Annotated in this window: 14 protein-coding genes, 2 tRNA genes and 2 pseudogenes; 13 read left to right on the top strand and 5 right to left on the bottom strand. The window is 56.1% G+C overall.

Features of this window, described 5'->3' with window-relative positions:
• Positions 1-342: 342 nt before the first annotated feature.
• Positions 343-419 (bottom strand) — tRNA-Asp (locus tag A7P96_RS02810).
• A 10-nt stretch (positions 420-429) separates the two neighbouring features.
• A tRNA-Val gene (locus A7P96_RS02805) sits at positions 430-505 on the bottom strand.
• A 217-nt stretch (positions 506-722) separates the two neighbouring features.
• On the opposite strand from A7P96_RS02805, the gene recJ reads away from it, so the two are divergent.
• The 10 genes from recJ (at position 723) to A7P96_RS02760 (ending at position 10,487) form a co-directional block, all read left to right on the top strand.
• Positions 723-2,420 carry a single-stranded-DNA-specific exonuclease RecJ gene (recJ, locus tag A7P96_RS02800; protein WP_067524745.1) on the top strand — a complete coding sequence of 566 codons (1,698 nt, stop codon included), beginning with the start codon at positions 723-725 and terminating at the stop codon, positions 2,418-2,420.
• A 242-nt stretch (positions 2,421-2,662) separates the two neighbouring features.
• Complete coding sequence (gene pilB / locus A7P96_RS02795; protein ID WP_067449272.1) at positions 2,663-4,336, top strand: type IV-A pilus assembly ATPase PilB; 1,674 nt, start codon at positions 2,663-2,665, stop codon at positions 4,334-4,336.
• Between the two features lie 33 nt (positions 4,337-4,369).
• Positions 4,370-5,605 carry a type II secretion system F family protein gene (locus A7P96_RS02790; RefSeq protein WP_067524588.1) on the top strand — a complete coding sequence of 412 codons (1,236 nt, stop codon included), beginning with the start codon at positions 4,370-4,372 and terminating at the stop codon, positions 5,603-5,605.
• 89 nt (positions 5,606-5,694) lie between these two features.
• Positions 5,695-6,552, top strand: coding sequence for an A24 family peptidase (locus tag A7P96_RS02785; RefSeq protein ID WP_067524586.1), 858 nt, complete (start codon positions 5,695-5,697; stop codon positions 6,550-6,552).
• A gap of 1 nt (position 6,553) precedes the next feature.
• The gene (gene coaE / locus A7P96_RS02780) at positions 6,554-7,159 is read left to right on the top strand and encodes a dephospho-CoA kinase (RefSeq protein WP_067524584.1); all 606 of its coding nucleotides are present in this window, start codon (positions 6,554-6,556) and stop codon (positions 7,157-7,159) included.
• A 3-nt stretch (positions 7,160-7,162) separates the two neighbouring features.
• A complete protein-coding gene (gene zapD / locus A7P96_RS02775; RefSeq protein WP_197476436.1) occupies positions 7,163-7,939 on the top strand; it encodes a cell division protein ZapD in 777 nt (258 codons plus the stop codon).
• A complete protein-coding gene (gene yacG / locus A7P96_RS02770; RefSeq protein ID WP_067524582.1) occupies positions 7,936-8,118 on the top strand; it encodes a DNA gyrase inhibitor YacG in 183 nt (60 codons plus the stop codon). Before zapD ends, yacG begins: the two co-directional genes overlap by 4 nt.
• 67 nt (positions 8,119-8,185) lie before the next feature.
• A complete protein-coding gene (locus A7P96_RS02765; protein ID WP_231863623.1) occupies positions 8,186-9,109 on the top strand; it encodes a TRAM domain-containing protein in 924 nt (307 codons plus the stop codon).
• Between the two features lie 107 nt (positions 9,110-9,216).
• Positions 9,217-9,459 (top strand): hypothetical protein, encoded by a 243-nt coding sequence (locus tag A7P96_RS11135; protein WP_369799138.1) that lies wholly within the window; start codon positions 9,217-9,219, stop codon positions 9,457-9,459.
• A gap of 233 nt (positions 9,460-9,692) precedes the next feature.
• Positions 9,693-10,487: a thymidylate synthase gene (locus A7P96_RS02760; protein WP_067524580.1), complete on the top strand. Its 795-nt coding sequence runs from the start codon at positions 9,693-9,695 to the stop codon at positions 10,485-10,487.
• A gap of 418 nt (positions 10,488-10,905) precedes the next feature.
• Here A7P96_RS02760 and thrB read toward each other — a convergent pair.
• A pseudogene (thrB, locus tag A7P96_RS02755) lies at positions 10,906-11,826 on the bottom strand (homoserine kinase); the annotation flags it as partial.
• Positions 11,827-12,200: 374 nt separating this feature from the next.
• On the opposite strand from thrB, the gene adhP reads away from it, so the two are divergent.
• Positions 12,201-13,238 carry an alcohol dehydrogenase AdhP gene (adhP, locus tag A7P96_RS02750; RefSeq protein ID WP_082887893.1) on the top strand — a complete coding sequence of 346 codons (1,038 nt, stop codon included), beginning with the start codon at positions 12,201-12,203 and terminating at the stop codon, positions 13,236-13,238.
• 128 nt (positions 13,239-13,366) lie between these two features.
• On the opposite strand, the gene A7P96_RS02745 is transcribed toward adhP, so the two are convergent.
• The gene (locus tag A7P96_RS02745; RefSeq protein ID WP_067524578.1) at positions 13,367-14,233 is read right to left on the bottom strand and encodes a DMT family transporter; all 867 of its coding nucleotides are present in this window, start codon (positions 14,231-14,233) and stop codon (positions 13,367-13,369) included.
• 172 nt (positions 14,234-14,405) lie between these two features.
• Entirely contained in the window at positions 14,406-15,734 is a 1,329-nt protein-coding gene (gene pmbA / locus A7P96_RS02740; RefSeq protein ID WP_067524574.1) for a metalloprotease PmbA, read from the bottom strand.
• Positions 15,735-15,851: 117 nt separating this feature from the next.
• Between pmbA and zwf the strand changes: the two genes are divergently transcribed.
• Entirely contained in the window at positions 15,852-17,300 is a 1,449-nt protein-coding gene (gene zwf, locus A7P96_RS02735; protein ID WP_067524740.1) for a glucose-6-phosphate dehydrogenase, read from the top strand.
• Between the two features lie 368 nt (positions 17,301-17,668).
• Positions 17,669-17,904 (top strand): annotated as a pseudogene (locus A7P96_RS10160) (gamma-aminobutyrate permease); the annotation flags it as partial.

The raw sequence follows: 17,904 nt of genomic DNA, 5'->3' as shown, positions 1-17,904 counted from the left end.
GAAGTTTGTTAGATTTCTAAATTCAAAAACCAACTGGGTAGATAAAACACTTAATTACCGCGTTGGCTCACCTTGCCATATTGCTCATACTGTCTGCGGATTATCGCCTTGCATGAAAAATATGCTTCAATTATAGCGGCTTCCAATTATGGCACAACTAAGCGGGCACTATCTGCATCATACTGATTTTAAATAACTATATTAAGACATATCCAACTTATTTCTAGCCAAGGGGAATATATCATAAAACCAAGCGGCTTTTCACGGTGGGATATGGAAAATATTAAAATTGGAAACGCCAAAACCCCGCTGCCTTTAAGCAGCGGGGTTTTTATATTGAAATGGCGCGGTGGACGGGACTCGAACCCGCGACCACCGGCGTGACAGGCCGGTACTCTAACCAACTGAGCTACCACCGCGCGCGCAAAATGGTGGGTGATGACGGAGTCGAACCGCCGACATTCTGCTTGTAAGGCAGACGCTCTACCAACTGAGCTAATCACCCGTGTTTCCGTGCACAGCACTAGAAGACGGGCATTACACCAAACTATCCGCGCCATTGCAAGTATTTCTTACAAAAAAATTGCTACAAAATAGCAACACGCTGTTATAAAAGTGGAAAAACTTTTTCAACATTTCACCTGTCAACCTGTCGATAATCTCTCAGCCCTCCCGTTTGCGCTATAATGTGCCGTTTAATTAATACCACGCACTATGGCTTTATGAATGCCGTTATCCGTACCCGCCAAATCGACCTCCAAGCCGAACAAGCCCTGCTGGCTGATGGCACCCCGCCCTTGCTAGCACGCCTGTTTGCCGCCCGCAATGTCCGTTCTCCTGCCGAACTGCATAACCACTTAGCGAGCCTACTGCCCTATCAATCACTGAAAAATATTGATGCTGCCGCCGAACGGTTGGCTTACGCCATCCAAAAGGAAGAACGAATTTTAATTGTGGCCGACTATGATGCTGACGGTGCTACCGCCTGCGCGGCAGGCATTTTAGGCTTGCGCCGCATGGGGGCATGGGTGGAGTTTTTAGTGCCGGACCGTTTCAAACATGGCTACGGCCTCACCCCGCAACTAGCCGAGCTGGCTGCCAAACGAGGTACTCAGCTGCTATTAACTGTAGATAACGGTATTTCCAGCACTGCCGGCGTAGCACGCGCCCACGCATTGGGCATGGACGTGATTATCACCGACCACCACTTGCCGGGCGACACGCTACCTGAATGTATCATCGTTAACCCCAATCAACCGGGATGCACGTTTGCCAGCAAGAATCTGGCCGGAGTGGGTGTAATCTTCTATGTATTAACTGCCCTACGCGCCCTGCTGCGTACACAGCAATGGTTCAACCCACAAAGGCTACCTGAACCTAATTTGGCCGAGCTTTTAGACTTGGTTGCTTTGGGCACCGTGGCCGATGTGGTGACATTGGATTACAACAACCGAATCTTGGTTAGCCAAGGGCTCAAACGAATGCAGATTGGCAAAACCCGCCCCGGCATTCAGGCGCTTTTCCAGGTAGCCCAGCGCGATATTCGGCAAGCCAGGCCATTTGACTTGGGCTTTGCCATCGGTCCGCGCATTAATGCTGCCGGCCGTTTGGAAAATATGGAAATCGGCATTGCCTGCTTACTAACCGAAGACCCAGCCACCGCCGCCGAACTAGCCGAACAGCTAAATGAACTTAACCGTACACGGCAAGAAATCGAGCAAAACATGCTACAAGAAGCCCTTGCCCTGGCTGATCAAATCATCGTTGGCAGCAACCTGGGCATTACCGCCTTCCATCCCGATTGGCACCAAGGCGTGGTCGGTATTGTGGCCAGCCGGCTAAAAGACCGCCTCCATCGCCCCTCAATCGTGTTCGCCCCCACAGGCAATGGCGAACTGCGTGGCTCTGGCCGTTCTATCCCCTCATTACATCTGCGTGATGCCATCGATTTGGTGGCCAAACGCCATCCCGAGCTAATTCTAAAATTCGGTGGCCACGCCATGGCTGCCGGCCTCAGCATCCGCGAACAGGATTTTCCCCGATTCCAACAGGCTTTCGAAAACGTGCTGTCCGAACTACTAGATAGAGACTCACTTACCCGCACCTTCCTCACCGACGGCAGCCTAAACCCAGAAGAAATTTCCCTGCACACTGCCGAAACGCTGTCCAACCAAGTATGGGGGCAAGGCTTTCAACCCCCATGTTTCTATAACCAGTTTGAAGTATTGTGGCAACGGGTAGTTGGCAACGGCCATAAAAAAGCTGGTCTAAACTGCGGCGGACACACTGTGGAAGCCATGTTTTTCCGTTGCACCGAAGAACTCCCGGCCAAAATTCACACCGTATACCGCCCCATCGCCAATCAATGGCGCAATCAATACGAATTACAACTGCATATCGACCACTGGGAGGCAGGCTGATGTGCAATACACAGCCAAAACTCTTATCATTGTCCTCATGGTACACCAACATATCTGGCTGCAGGGGATAATCACTTTTTCCATAAACGGTGCATTCTTACCATGATTTAACTTATAATCGCATCTTAACTATAATGCTGTAAAAGCATTCTTACTAAATGTGGACATTGGGGGCGGTATCCTAAAAAGCAAATATCCGCCCGAAATTTTGAAATCCATTCTACTTTACTCAGGCAAATACTATGAGCGTCGGACTATTGCGCATCCTATTTCAAACCAAGCTGATTGAACAGGATCAGGTTGAAAAATACCGAGAAAAGGTTAATCAAAACAAAAATATAATTCCAATTCTGGCCGAAGCTGGCATCATCAAGCAGACAGATTTGGCACAACTTTTGGCCAAGTTGTTCCACTATCCGATTTTAGATTTGTCCCTCTACTCCCGCAGCATGATGGTGCAGGATGTGCTCAACGACAGCCAGATGATGGAGTACCGCTGTGTACCTTTGTTCAAACGCGGGCAAAAACTGTTTTTGGGTGTCTCCGATCCCACTTTGTTGCAAACATACCAAAAGCTCGTTTTCCCTAGCGGCCTAATTGTCGACCTGATTCTGGTAAACGACGAGCAACTAGATCGTCTGCTGGAATTCGCCAGCCAAACATCCACAGCCATTTTGGATGAAATTTCTGCCGATCCCACAGGCGTGGCCGCACCGGCACTCAAGGTGGATGACGAAGAAGAAGACGGCCCGATTGCCAAATTCATCCACAAAGTGCTGTCTGATGCCCTCAACACTGGCGCATCTGATATTCACTTTGAGTTCTACGAAGAAATGGCACGCATCCGCTTCCGTACTGACGGTCAGCTGCGTGAAGTGGTACAACCACCACTGAATATCCGCGGGCAGATTGCTTCACGTATAAAAGTAATGTCCAAAATGGATATTTCTGAAAAACGCGTTCCACAAGACGGCCGTATTCAGATTCAGTTCAATAAAAACCAAAAGCCCATCGACTTCCGTGTGAATACGCTGCCCACCCTATTCGGCGAAAAAATCGTAATGCGTATTTTGAATTCGGATGCTGCCACGCTGAACATCAACCAACTGGGTTTCGAACCTTTCCAAAAAGAATTGCTGCTGGAAGCCATCCACCGCCCCTATGGAATGGTACTGGTTACTGGCCCGACCGGTTCCGGTAAAACCGTGTCACTGTATACCTGCTTGAACATTTTAAATACCGACAGTGTAAACATTTCCACTGCCGAAGATCCGGCCGAGATTAACCTGCCTGGCATCAATCAAGTAAATGTGAACGATAAACAAGGCTTGACATTTGCCGCAGCACTGAAGGCTTTCCTGCGCCAGGATCCAGACATCATCATGGTGGGTGAGATTCGTGATTTGGAAACCGCCGATATTGCCATTAAAGCGGCACAAACCGGCCACATGGTGTTCTCCACCCTGCACACCAACAACGCCCCGGCCACTCTATCCCGTATGCTGAACATGGGGGTAGCACCGTTCAATATCGCCAGCTCGGTTAATCTGATTATGGCACAGCGTTTGGTGCGCCGACTCTGCACCTGCAAGCAACCAATCGAACGTCCGCCTGCCGAGGCTTTACTGAAAGTCGGCTTCACTGAAGAAGATTTGACCAAGGATGACTGGCAGCTATACCGTCAAGTGGGTTGTGACCGTTGCAAAGGCAAAGGCTTCAAAGGCCGTGCCGGTGTATATGAAATCATGCCGGTTACTGATGCCATGCAGAAAATCATCATCAATAACGGCACCGAGGTGGATATTGCCGAACAAGCCTATGCCGACGGACTGGTGGACTTGCGCCGAGCCGGTATTTTAAAAGCAATGCAAGGTATTACCACCTTAGAAGAAATTCTTGCCAGCACCAATGATTAATTCAAAGTTCGTTTCATTTTAAAGGGAATCATCATGGCTACAAACAAACGAAACAACCACCCCAAAAAAGTGGCGGGAACCAGCTACGAATTTGAAGGCCGACACATGGAGTCCGAACAAATTGTCCGTGGCGAAGTAGTTGCCAAAGACGAACAGGATGCCCGTGCCAAACTCGCTCGCCGCCGCATCAAGGTTATCAGCCTACATAAAAAGAAAAAAGTTCGCGAAAAGAAAATTACCCAGAGCGACATTACCGTTTTTACCCGCCAACTAGCTACTATGATGAAAGCCGGCCTGCCGGTTATGCAAGCATTTGATATTGTGGCAAAAGGTCACTCCAATGCCTCTATGACCAAGCTTTTGATGGAAATACGCAACGACATCGAGCAAGGGACGTCTATGGCCAATGCATTCCGCAGGCATCCTAAATATTTTGATGATTTCTATTGCAACCTAGTGGATGCCGGTGAGGCAGGCGGTGTACTAGAAACTCTGCTGGACAAACTGGCCGTATATAAAGAAAAAACCCAAGCCATCAAAAAGAAAATCAAGAGCGCACTGACTTACCCGATTGCAGTAGTGGTAGTAGCCATCGTTTTAGTTATCATCATGATGATGTTCGTATTGCCCGAGTTTAAAAAAGTGTATGACGGTATGAATGCAGAAATGCCGGTACTTACCCAATTCATGATGGGCATTTCTGATTTCATGGTTGCTTACGGCTGGATCGTAATTGTCATTATGATTGGTTCTGTAGTAGCTTTCGTTCAATGGCATAAACGCTCTTTTGAGCTGCAAAAACGTATCGATGCCCTCTTGCTCAAAATGCCTATCTTCGGCAACATCGTAGAGAAAGGTACAATCGCCCGCTGGGCTCGTACAACCGCCACCCTATTTACCGCTGGTGTACCGCTGGTGGAGGCACTAGAATCCGTAGGCGGCGCATCAGGTAATATTATTTATGAGGAAGCTACTAGAAGTATTCGTAACCAAGTAAACCAGGGTACTTCATTGACCACCGCAATGGGCTCAACCGACCTGTTCCCCAACATGGTTCTGCAAATGGCCTCCATTGGCGAAGAATCCGGCTCACTGGACGATATGCTGAACAAAGCTGCCGAATTTTATGAAGAGGAAGTAGATATTGCCGTTTCTACTCTATCGTCCCTGATGGAACCGATTATTATGGTGGTATTAGGCAGCATTATTGGTGTGATTCTAGTTGCCATGTACCTGCCACTGTTCAACCTGGGCAGCGTAGTTGGCTAATCTATTCAGTCAACCCATTCCATCTTAATCATCTTAGCCTTTCAGGTAGCCTCCCACAGGCTACCTGAAAACATACCTACACCACGCCTATGACCAATCTTGATCCCGGAATCTACATCCCCTTCGCCGTCCTGCTCGGCCTACTGGTGGGCAGCTTTCTTAATGTGGTTATCTACCGCCTACCGGTCATGCTAGAGAAACAATGGCGTATCGCTGCCAAACAGCATCTCGAACTGCCGTTAGACGAAGAAGACCAAAAACCATTCAACATCAGCACCCCGCCCTCGCGCTGCCCCAAATGCGGCAGCCCGGTAAAGCCATGGCAGAACATCCCCATCATCAGCTACCTGCTGCTGCGAGGTCGCTGCTATAGCTGCCACACCCCCATCGGCTGGCGTTATCCCGCCGTTGAGCTGCTCACCGGCATCCTATTTGGCATCGTCGTCTGGCGCTACGGCTACACTTGGCTCACCCTTGGCGGCCTCGTGTTCACCGCCATGCTGGTTGCCCTCACCTTTATCGATGCCGACACCCAGCTCTTGCCCGACCAGCTTACCCTGCCCCTGATTTGGCTCGGCCTGCTGTTCAACTGGCAAGTTGGTTTCGTCAGCCTGCCATCGGCACTGCTCGGCGCCGTGGTCGGCTATTTGAGCCTCTGGCTGCTGTTCCACCTGTTCAAACTCATCACCGGCAAAGAAGGCATGGGCTATGGCGACTTCAAACTGCTCGCCGCACTTGGCGCCTGGCTCGGCGTTAGCACCCTGCCCGTTATTGTTTTCGTGGCCGCCTTGGTTGGTCTCGTTGCTGCCCTGATAATGCGTGCCGCCAAAGGTCAGCCCATTGCCTTCGGTCCCGCGCTCGCCATTGCCGGCTGGCTGGTTTTCGCTGCCAACAGCTATATCCTGCAAGGCATCCAATGGTGGCTGCACAAATCCGGATTCATCTGATATGACCGCCTGGGTCGGCCTCACCGGCGGCATCGGCAGCGGTAAATCCACCGCTGCCCGCCTGTTTGCCCAACACGGCGTACCGCTGATTGATGCCGATGCTGTCTCCCGCGCCCTTACCGCAGATGGCGGAGCTGCCCTTCCCGCCATCCGTGCTGCCTTTGGCGAGGCCGTATTCGATTTTTCAGGTAGCCTCAACCGCGCCGCGCTGCGTCAACTCGTTTTCCAATCCTCCGAAGCCAAAGCCAAGCTTGAAAACATCCTCCATCCGCTGATTCTCGCCGAAATCCGGGCGCAACAGCAGCAATTCCCCCAAGCTGTCTACGGCATCATCGAAATTCCCCTGCTTGCCGAGCAACCTGTTTTTCAAAGCATTCTCCAGCGTATTCTCGTTATCGATTGCAGCGAAGAAACACAAATCCGCCGCACCATTGAACGCAGCGGCCTTACCCGTGATATGATTAACGGCATTCTCGCCGCCCAGGCCAGCCGCCAACAGCACCGAAGCATTGCCGACGATATCATCAGCAACGAAGCCGGCCTGCCCGAGCTTGCTGCCGCAGTGGAGCGGCAACACCTTATTTACCAACAATTATTCGGTAGTTGAACCATGTCCGCCATCATCACCTTCGAACATCCCCTGTCCGAACGCATCCGCAACTTCCTACGCCTCGAACACCTCTTTTCCCGCTTCAACGCCACCGTCAGCCACCCAGAGCCTTGGGCACACCACGCCGCCCTCGGCACCCTGTTCGAAATCATGGATTGCGCCTCCCGCGCCGAACTCAAGCTCGACATCCTGCAAGAGCTCGAACGACAACGCCAGCAAATTTCCCAAGCCGAACGCGAGCAATACGACTCCACCCCCGAGCAAAACGACCTCTACCAGGCCACCCAAAACCTGCAAGAAGTACAACAAAAATTCGGCCAACATCTGCGCGAAAACGAATGGCTCATGGGCGTAAAGCAGCGTATGCTCGTATCCGGCGGCACCAGTCCCTTCGACCTTCCCTCTTATCACTACTGGCTGCAACTGCCCTTTGAGCAGCGCGTGGCCGACCTCGGCTGCTGGATTCGATCCCTCACCCCCACCGGTGATGCCATCTCCCTGCTGCTGCGCATCCTGCGCCGCAACAGCATCCGCCTCGAATGCCTCGCCCGCCAAGGCAACTATCAAAACACCAAACTCGGCAGCAACATCCACATGCTCACCGTAGATGTGGCCCAATCCCACCACACCCTGCCCGAGATTTCTGCCAACAAATACTTCACCCATATCCGCTTCACCCAAGCCACCCAAGACAACCCGCGCGGGAAACAGATCGATACAGACATCCCCTTCCAGCTCAAAATGTGCAGCTTCGACCCCATCGCCGACAAACCATGACCCAGCCTACCGTATCCTGCCCCACCTGCCAGAAACCCGTACTCTGGAACGAAAACAGCCCCTACCGCCCCTTCTGCAGCCAACGCTGCAAAATGATCGACCTGGGCACCTGGGCAGACGAAAGCTACCGCATCCCCAGCCAGGAAGAGACCCCGCCCCAGATGGGCGACCACGAATAGTCGACAGAGGCTACCTGAAACCCCAATCCCGCTTTCAGGTAGCCTCAATCTATCCACACCCCACACCATGAACACTGCCACCATCCACAGCATCGACCACGAAGGCCGCGGCGTAGCCCGCATCCACGGCAAAACCACCTTCATCACCGGCGCCCTGCCCCAAGAAACCGTTGCCTACCAAATCACCCGCAGCAAAAAACACCACGATAAAGCCCAAGCCACCCGCATCCCCTACCGCACCGCCCCTGCCTGCCCCCACTACAGCCAATGCGGCGGCTGCACCCTCCAACACGTTCACAGCAACGTTCAGGTAGCCTACAAACAACGCATCCTCGAAGACCAACTCCAACGCCTCGGCAAAGTCCGCCCCCAATACCTCCTGCCTCCCATCTACGGCCAAGCCTGGGGCTACCGCCACCGCGCCCGCCTCAGCACCCACCATGGCAGCCGGCACACCATCCTCGGCTTCCAAAGCCGCCGCAGCCACCGCATTATCGATATCCAACAATGCCCCATCCTCGCCCCCCCAGCTTGCCGACCAACTGGGCAACACCCATGCTCTGCTACAGCAGCTAAACCGCCTGCACACCCCTATTCGCACCATCGAACTGCAGCCCCGCCGCCAACAGCCTCACCCTACACATCGAACATCTTCCTAAAGCCGCCCGCGCCCACCTCATCCAACACACTCAAAACCTGCCCGCCAACTGGCACATCTGGCTGCAAACCCCACACCAGCCCGCCCAACCCCTCCTGCCCGACAGCCCCCAACTCAGCTACAGTCTGCCCGAATACGCCCTCACCCCTCCCCTACCGCCCCGGCGACTTCACCCAAGTCAATCCCACCGCCAACGCCCTGCTCGTTGCCCGCGCTATGCAGCTGTTGCAGTCCCAGAGTGGCGAACGCATCGCCGACTTTTTCTGCGGCCTCGGCAACTTCAGCCTCCCCATCGCCGCTGCCGGCGCACAAGTCATCGGCATCGAAGGCTAGCCCGAGCTCACCGAGCTCGCCAGCCAAAACGCCCGCCTCCACCTCGCTGAACGCGCCCAGTTCCATAGCGCCGACCTCTTCCAAACCACCGAACACATCGTTGCCGGCTGGGCTATTTCGATAAAATCCTACTCGACCCGCCCCGCAGCGGCGCCTACGCCCTCGTCCAAGCCCTGCACGCCCCCAACCTCCCCCGCCGCATCGTGTACGTTTCCTGTAACCCCGCCACCTTCGCCCGCGATGCCGCCGTACTCGTGGGCAAAGGCTACCGCTTCCGCAACGCCGGCATCGTCAACATGTTCCCCCAAACCGCCCACGTCGAAACCGTCGGCTGCTTCGATTTGGAATAGCCTCGGTGCACACTGTAGCGGATTAAAATGCGGATGGGACAAGGCGGCGAACCGCAGCCAGCACGGCAAGGCAAGCCAGCGCAGTAACATTCTTAATTCCCTAAAAAAGGCTACCTGAAACTTTAGCTACGCAGAAACTTCGCTTCGCTACATTTTCAGGTAGCCTTTCCCTTTCCTCCCCGCACCCCCAAACGTGTACAATACGCCATTTCAATATTTCCACCCCCAACACCATGCAACCCTACCTCCACCTCATGCAGCACATCCTCAGCCACGGCACCGACAAGTCCGACCGCACCGGCACCGGCACCCGTTCCGTATTCGGCCACCAAATGCGCTTCGACCTCGCCCAAGGCTTCCCCCTGCTCACCACCAAAAAGCTCCACCTGCGCTCCATCATCCACGAGCTGCTCTGGTTTCTCAAAGGCGACACCAACATCCGCTACCTGAAAGAAAACAACGTCTCCATCTGGGACGAATGGGCCGACGAAAACGGCGACCTCGGCCCAGTATACGGCTACCAATGGCGCTCTTGGCCCGCCCCCGACGGCCGGCATATCGACCAAATCGCCAACGTTGTCGAGCAAATCAAACGCAACCCCGACAGCCGCCGCCTCATCGTATCCGCCTGGAACCCCGCCCTTGTCGACGAAATGGCGCTGCCCCCCTGCCACACCCTGTTTCAATTTTACGTAGCCGAAGACCGCCTCTCCTGCCAGCTCTACCAGCGCAGCGCCGACGTCTTCCTCGGCGTACCCTTCAACATCGCCAGCTATTCCCTGCTCACCATGATGATGGCACAAGTGTGCAGACTACAGCCCGGCGAATTCATCCACACCTTCGGCGACGCCCACCTCTACAGCAATCACTTCGAGCAAGCCAAACTCCAGCTCACCCGCGAGCCGCGAGCCCTGCCGCAAATGCAGCTCAACCCCGAAGTGCAAAACCTGTTCGACTTCCGCTTTGAAGACTTCGAGCTGCAAAATTACGACCCACACCCGCACATCAAAGCGCAAGTGGCGGTGTAGTAGTGGCGGCAATCGAAAAAAGGCTACCTGAAACTTTCAGGTAGCCTTTTCACATCCCCCTACTCCAACGGTCCTATGGCACGCACTCGTCCCACACCGCTTCGCCGTCTTCGCTAAACAAATGCAGTCGCAGGCGGCTGTCGGGCAGGGTTTCAATACGTAGGCGGCCACTGCTGCTGTGGGCTGCTCCGGCGAGGGTGAGATGTTGGCGGATATAAGCAATGCTGCTGCGCTCGGTGTAGCGGCCGAGCAGGAAACCTTTGCGGATGCCACCGCCTTCGTATTCCGCCCACACGGTGTCGCCGTCTTGGCGGAAGCGGCAGCGTTCGGGCGTTTCGCCTAAAAGGCCTGCTTCGGCGGGTTGGAACGCTTTGCCTTCGAGGTTGAACGAGGCTTGGTCGGTTGCGGCGGGGGCGGGGCTTTGACGGAAATAAAGCAGCAGGTCGCGGAAAACATCGGGGTCTTTCACGAAGGTCATTTCGCCGCCCTGCGGGAAATGGTAGTCGAGCAGGCGGGATACCCAGAAACGGATGCAGCCGGCGCGGTGGGCGATGGGCAGGTAGGCCTGTTCGGCGGGAGTGAGGGGGCGCACGCTTTGATAGCCACGCATAAAGGCTTGTTGCAACTGCGGGTCGATACGGTTGTCGGCCAAGCGCGCCCAGTCGTTTACGGCGATGGCGAGGTCGTACATGAAGCTGCCGTTGCAGGCGTAGTAGAAATCGATGAAGCCGGCTACCTGAATGCCGTCAAGCAGCACGTTGTCTTTGAACAGGTCGGCATGGATGATGCCGTGGGGCAGGTGGCTGTCGGGGTGGGCGGCGAGAAAGGCGATTTCGTCTTGCAGCAGCGCAGCATCTTCGCTGCTCAGGCAGGGCAACAGGCGGCGGCTTTCGGCTTCCCACCAGGCGGCGTGGCGAGGGTTGGGCATGCTTTGGTCAAAACTCTGCCCCGCAATATGCATTTTGGCGAGCATAGCGCCGGTGTGGAAGCATTGGGCAGCTTCGGGCACGGCGGTGTCGCGGCCATTGAGGAAGGTGGCGAGGCAGGCGGGTTTGCCGGCAAGCGTGCTCTCGAAGCGCCCGTCGCGGCGGGGAATGGGCGCGGGGCAGGCTACGCCGTTGCGGCTAAGGTGCTGGCTGAGATCCATGAAAAAGGGCAGCTCTTCGCGGGTGAGCACCTCGAAGATGGTGAGCACATAGCGGCCGCAGTCGGTGTCGAGGAAATAGTTGCTGTTGGTCACGCCTTGGGCAATGCCTTGCAACGACACGAAGCCCCCTAAATCGTAGTCTTCTAAAAACTGGCGGATTTCTTGATCGGAAACGCTGGTGTAAACAGACATGGCGGGTATCGCGGCAAAGTGGTTGGGGAACGGGCATTCTAGCAAATGGAACAGCAGGCAGGCTACCTGAAAGCGCAAGCTTCGCCATCCGTCAGAAACCGTATGCCTCGGCAAAAATAATATCGCAATAATTTCCCGCCGCCAGCCGTAAAACGAGCTAAACCCGGCGCCGCCAAACTGCGCCAGCCGCCCTGCCCGCGCTGCTTTCAGGTAGCTTCTATTTAAGCGACCCAATTCAAGCGAAAGTTATAATATAACATTATTTAAATCAACCAGTTATTTCATGCCCAAACCTTGACTACCGGCTTGGAAAAAGTGCATACTTCCGATCGAGTAGTCCCCCTAATCAACTAATCAGAACAAGGATCATAGCCATGAAAATGAAAGCAGCAGTTGTTACCCCCCAATGCGACGGTAACGTAGAAATCGTTGAGCGCGACATTCCTGCCGTGGGCGCAGGTGAAGCGCTGGTGGAAGTAGAATACTGCGGCGTGTGCCACACCGACTTACACGTGGCTGCCGGCGACTACGGTAAAAAACCCGGCCGCGTGCTCGGCCACGAAGGCATCGGCATTGTGAAACAGATTGCGCCCGATGTAACCACCCTGAAAGTGGGCGACCGCGTGAGCATTGCCTGGCTGTTTGCCAGCTGCGGTCACTGCGAATACTGCATCACCGGCCGCGAAACCTTCTGCCGCAGCGTGCTGAACGCCGGTTACACCGCCGACGGCGGCATGGCCACCCACTGCGTAGTGAAAGCCGATTATGCGGTGAAAGTGCCCGAAGGCCTCGATCCCGCCCAAGCCAGCAGCATCACCTGCGCCGGCGTAACTACCTATAAAGCCATCAAAGTGGCCGGCGCTGCGCCCGGTCAGTGGATTGCCATCTACGGTGCCGGCGGCTTGGGCAACCTGGCCGTGCAATACGCCAAGAAAGTGTTCGGCGCACACGTGATCGCCGTAGACATCAACGACGACAAACTGGCTCTGGCCAAAGAATCCGGCGCTGATTTGATTGTGAACCCGGCCAAACAAGACGCTGCCAAGTTCATTCAAGAGAAAACCGGCGGCGCCCACTCCGCCGTGGTAACTGCCGTGGCCGGCGCTGCATTCAATTCCGCTGTGGATTGCGTGCGCGCTTGCGGCCGCGTGGTGGCCGTTGGGCTACCGCCCGAAACCATGGATTTGTCGATTCCGCGCCTGGTGCTGGACGGCATCGAAGTGGTGGGCTCACTGGTGGGCACGCGCAAAGACTTGGAAGAAGCCTTCCAATTCGGCGCCGAAGGCATCGTGGTGCCCGTGGTGCAGCTGCGCCAGCTGGACGAAACCAATGCCATTTTCCAAGAAATGCGCGACGGCAAAATCCAAGGCCGTATGGTTATCGACATGAAAGCCTGCGGTTGCCATCACTAAGCCTTAGGTTGTAAACAAACAGGCCGCTCCCAAAAACGGGGCGGCCTGCTTGCTTTGCGGGAGGCTACCTGAAAATTGAAATCAACGCGTAGGCCATGTGCAGAACACACCCCCTCTACCAATGCAAGCTACGCTCGCTGCCGCTCCAGCCATTTCGGCATCACCACCGAGCCTACCGTGGCCGAAATCACCAGCACCACGCCCGCCAGCGACATAGCCGAAATACGCTCACCCAAAATCAACACCGCCAGCAGCGTGCCGAAAATCGGCTCCGAGGCCGTCAGCATGCCCGATACGTTCGACGACACACTAGTCATGCCCTTGTTCCAACAAGTGTACGACAACCAACTGCAACACACACCCAAATACAGCAGCCCCAACGTGCCCGGCAAATTCCAGCCAATGTGCAAATCATCCGCGAGCAGTAGGCTCACCGGCAAACACAACAAAGGCGCCAACCCCATCGACAACGACGTAAACGCCAGCGCACCGATGGCCGCGATCATCTTCTGCGTCGGGCGCAACGTGGCACAGAACACCACCCCGCCGCCCAACACCATCAAGCAGCCCAGCAAACTGATGTCGCCACCCTCGCCGCCACCAGCAATCAAAAGCGCCACGCCGATAAAGGCCAGCAATCCGCATAACCAGTGGTACCACTCGGCACGGTCGTGAAAAAAGAAATGGCCGATAAACATCGTTAACAGCGGCTCCAGCCCCGCAATGGTGGACGTGCTCGCCGCTGAAGTGAACTTCAGCCCCCAAAACTGCAAAGCCAGCACCACCACATAATTTAAAAACGACAGCCATAACAGCCCCGGCCAATAGCGCCGTTCAATAGTCCGCCAATAGCGCAGGCAAGGCGGCAACACCAGCAAAGCCGCAATCGCCAGCCGGAACAGCAGCATCATCAGCGGATCCATCATCGTGTAGGAATATTTGGCTGCAATAAAAGCACTGCTCCATAAAAGCAGTGCAATAATTTGGTAAAACACAGCTCCTCCTCAGGCATGCCCTGCCGAAAATCATTGTGCAAGCAGTTTACTGCGCCAGCATGCCTGCCCGCAAGGATAGGAAAGGCTACCTGAAAACAGCAACGCGGCATGTTCACTTCGTTACAGCCCACGTTTTCAGGTAGCCTTTTTGCCGCATCCGGCACACGCCCGCTCAATACCCGGCCACGGTCATCTGTTCGAGCAGCAGGGAGCCGGTTTTGTGGGCGCTGCGTTTGAGGGCGTCGTTGGCGGCGCCGGCGATGTTGGGCAGCATGTCTTGCAGGCGGCCGGCGATGGTGATTTCCTGCACGGGGTAGGCAATTTGGCCGTTTTCCACCCAAAAGCCGGCGGCGCCGCGCGAGTAGTCGCCGGTGAGGGTGTTGACGCCTTGGCCCATGAGTTCGGTAACGAGCAGGCCGCTGCCCATTTCGCGCAGGAGCTCGGCCTGGCTTGGGTGGGTGTGGCTGAGGATGAGGTTGTGGGCGCCGCCGGCGTTGGCGGTGGTGGGCAGGCCGAGTTTGCGGGCGCTGTAGCTGCTGAGGAAGTAGCCTTGGATGATGCCGTTTTCAATCACGAAGCGGGGGCGGGTGGCGACGCCTTCGGCATCGAAGGCGGTGCTGGCCAGCGCTTTGGGCAGGTGCGGCTCTTCGCGCAGGCTGAGTGCGGCGGGGAGGATTTGGCGGCCGATGCTGTCTTGCAGGAAGCTGGTTTGGCGGTAGAGCGCGCCGCCGCTGAGTGCGCCGGCGAGGTGGCCGATGAGGCTACCTGAAACGGTGGCATCGAATAGCACGGGGTAGCTGCCGGTGGGCAGGCTTTTGGCACCGAGGCGCTGCACGGCGCGGCGGGCGGCGGTTTGGCCGATGTGTTCGGGCGTGTCCAAATCGGCGCTGCTGCGGGCGAGGTCGTACCAATAATCGCGCTGCATGCCGCTGCCGCTGCCGGCCACGACGCTGCAAGACAGGCTGTGGCGGCTGCTGCGCTGGTGCTGCATAAAGCCGTGGCTGTTGCCGTATACGTATTGGTAGTGGCCGGTTTGGATGTGGGCGCCTTCGGAATTGGTGATGCGGGAATCGGCGGCGCGGGCGGCGGCTTCGCTGCGGCGGGCGAGCTCGGCGGCTTCGGCGGTGCTCAGCGGCCATTCGTGGTAGCTTTGCAAATCGGGAAATTCGGTGGCCATCAGGGCGGCTTCGGCCAGGCCGGCGCAGGGGTCTTCGGCGGTGTAGCAGGCAATATCGAGCGCGGCGCGCACGGTGTCGGCAATGGCGGCGGGGGAGAAATCGGCAGTGCTGGCGCGGCCTTTGCGCTGGCCTACATACACGGTGAGGTCGAGCGATTTGTCTTGCTGGTATTCGATGTGCTCGATTTCCTGCAGCCGCACCTGCACGGATTGGCCGATGGATTCGCTCACGTCGGCTTCGGCCGCGGTGGCGCCGCCGGCTTTGGCCAGTTCGAGGGCTTGGGCGCAAACATCGCGCAGGGTTTGTTCGCTGTGGTTGAACATGGTGGTGTGCCCGTATCAAATGAAAACGCCGTATTGTACCTGAGCCGATGCTAAATTTTCAGGTAGCCTGACAGCAGGGCTATAATGCGCCTGTTTTTCTTAACGGCCTATCCAACCATGCCTACTCCTTTCGATATCGTCTTCTTCGGCGGCACCGGCGACCTCGTGATGCGCAAGCTGCTGCCCGCCCTCTATCAAGCCCATGCCGCCGGCACGCTGCACCCGGGTGGCCGCATCATCGGCCTTGGCCGCCGCGATTTAGGGCGCGAAGGCTACCTGAAAAAAGTAGAGGAATCCGTCCGGCCGCATATTCCCAACCTTGAAGCCGAAACGTGGCACACCTTCTGCCAACGCATCAACTATCTGCCCGTAGACGCCGAAAATGCCGAACAATTCCACCGCCTCGCCGCGCTACTCGGCGCCGAAGCCGGGCAAAACAGCCGCGCCCTGGTGGTTTACCTTTCCACCGCGCCGCACTATTTCATGCCCATCTGCCGCAATCTGGCCGACGCTGGGCTGAACCGCCCCGCAACCCGCATCGTGCTGGAAAAACCGCTCGGCCACGACCTTGCCTCCGCGCAAAGCATCAACACCGCCGTGGCCGCCTTCTTCCGCGAAGAGCAGATCTACCGTATCGACCATTATCTCGGCAAAGAGCCCGTACAAAACCTGCTCGCCCTGCGCTTTGCCAACCGCCTGTTCGAGCCACTGTGGTGTGCCGCCCAAATCCGCGCCGTGGAAATCACCATTGCCGAAGAGCTCGGTGTGGAAAAACGCGGCGAGTTCTACGACCAAACCGGCGCCCTGCGCGATATGCTGCAAAACCACCTGTTGCAGCTTTTGTGCTTCACCGCCATGGAACCGCCGCTTTCCCTCGGCGATAGCAACGTGCGCAACGCCAAGCTCAACGTCTTGCGTGCACTCAAGCCCTTCAACGCCTACAGCGTGCGTGCCGACGTGGTGCGCGGCCAATACACCGCCGGCCAAATCCAGGGCGAAAACGTGTGTGGCTACCGCGAAGAAGCCAACGTAGCCCCGCAAAGCCGCACCGAAACCTTCATCGCCCTGCGCGCCGAAATCGACAACCCGCGCTGGCGCGGCGTGCCCTTCCTATTGCGCAGCGGCAAACGCCTGGCCGGGCGCTTGGCCGAAATCGTGCTCCACTTCTGGCCGGAAGCCCACCCCGTATTCGGCTGCGGCGGCTCGCCCAACCGCATCAGCGTGCGCCTGCAGCCGCAGGAATCCGTGAAGCTGTTTCTGCAAATGAAAGCCCCCGGCACCAGCCTGTGCGTGCACGAAGCCGCACTGGATTTAGACTTGCTCAAAATCTTTCCCGAACGCCGTGCCGACGCTTATGAGCGCCTGCTGCTCGACGCGATAGACGGTAAACTCGCCCTCTTCATGCGCAGCGACGAACTCGAAGCAGCCTGGCGCTGGCTCCAGCCCGTGCTCGACGACTGGGCGGCACGCCAACCCGAACCCCAGCCCTACCCTGCCGGCAGCCACGCCCCCGAAGCCGCTATCGAAATGGCCGCCGCCTGCGGCGTGGATTGGCGCAATCGCTAGGGCCAAAGGCTACCTGAAAACTCAATATCGAAAATAGACGGTTTTCAGGTAGCCTCAAGTGGGCGGATGTGGTGTTTATGACACGTTATTGCAGCTGGATTCGGCAGCTCAAAATCTCGCGCAAAGTTAAGTATCAAGCCGTTCTCAGGCAAATCAGAAGCCCTTGTTTCGAGTAATGTTTCTATTAAAAATGGCAGCATCTGCCGTTTATTTGATTTAACTGCTGGTTTAAGCGGTTTTAGCGGGTGGTAATTGCTCCTATAATGCCCCCAAAGTTAAGGAGGGAATCTTTGCTAATTTGCAGTTTTGCCAAAGTTTCCGTTTCGGTTTAGTTGCCGCTAGGCAGCCTCTTTTGGGAGAAATAGAGCATGAATACACCGAACCCAAACCCTTCAACCGCGGCCAACCCTGCTGCCACGCAGGCCAACAAAAACAAAATCCGCCGCAACCTGAAAACCCGCCATCTCTCGATGATCGCCATCGGCGGCAGCATCGGCACCGGCCTGTTTATGGCCAGCGGCAGCGCCATCCATATGGCGGGCCCGGGCGGCGCATTGGTGGCTTATGCCGCTATCGGCCTGATGGTGTATTTCCTGATGACTTC

It is taken from the genome of Eikenella sp. NML03-A-027 (genome assembly GCF_001648395.1).
GTDB lineage: Bacteria > Pseudomonadota > Gammaproteobacteria > Burkholderiales > Neisseriaceae > Eikenella > Eikenella exigua.
The sequence above is the reverse complement of the archived record's forward strand: the minus strand, read 5'-3'. Positions and strand labels throughout refer to the sequence as shown.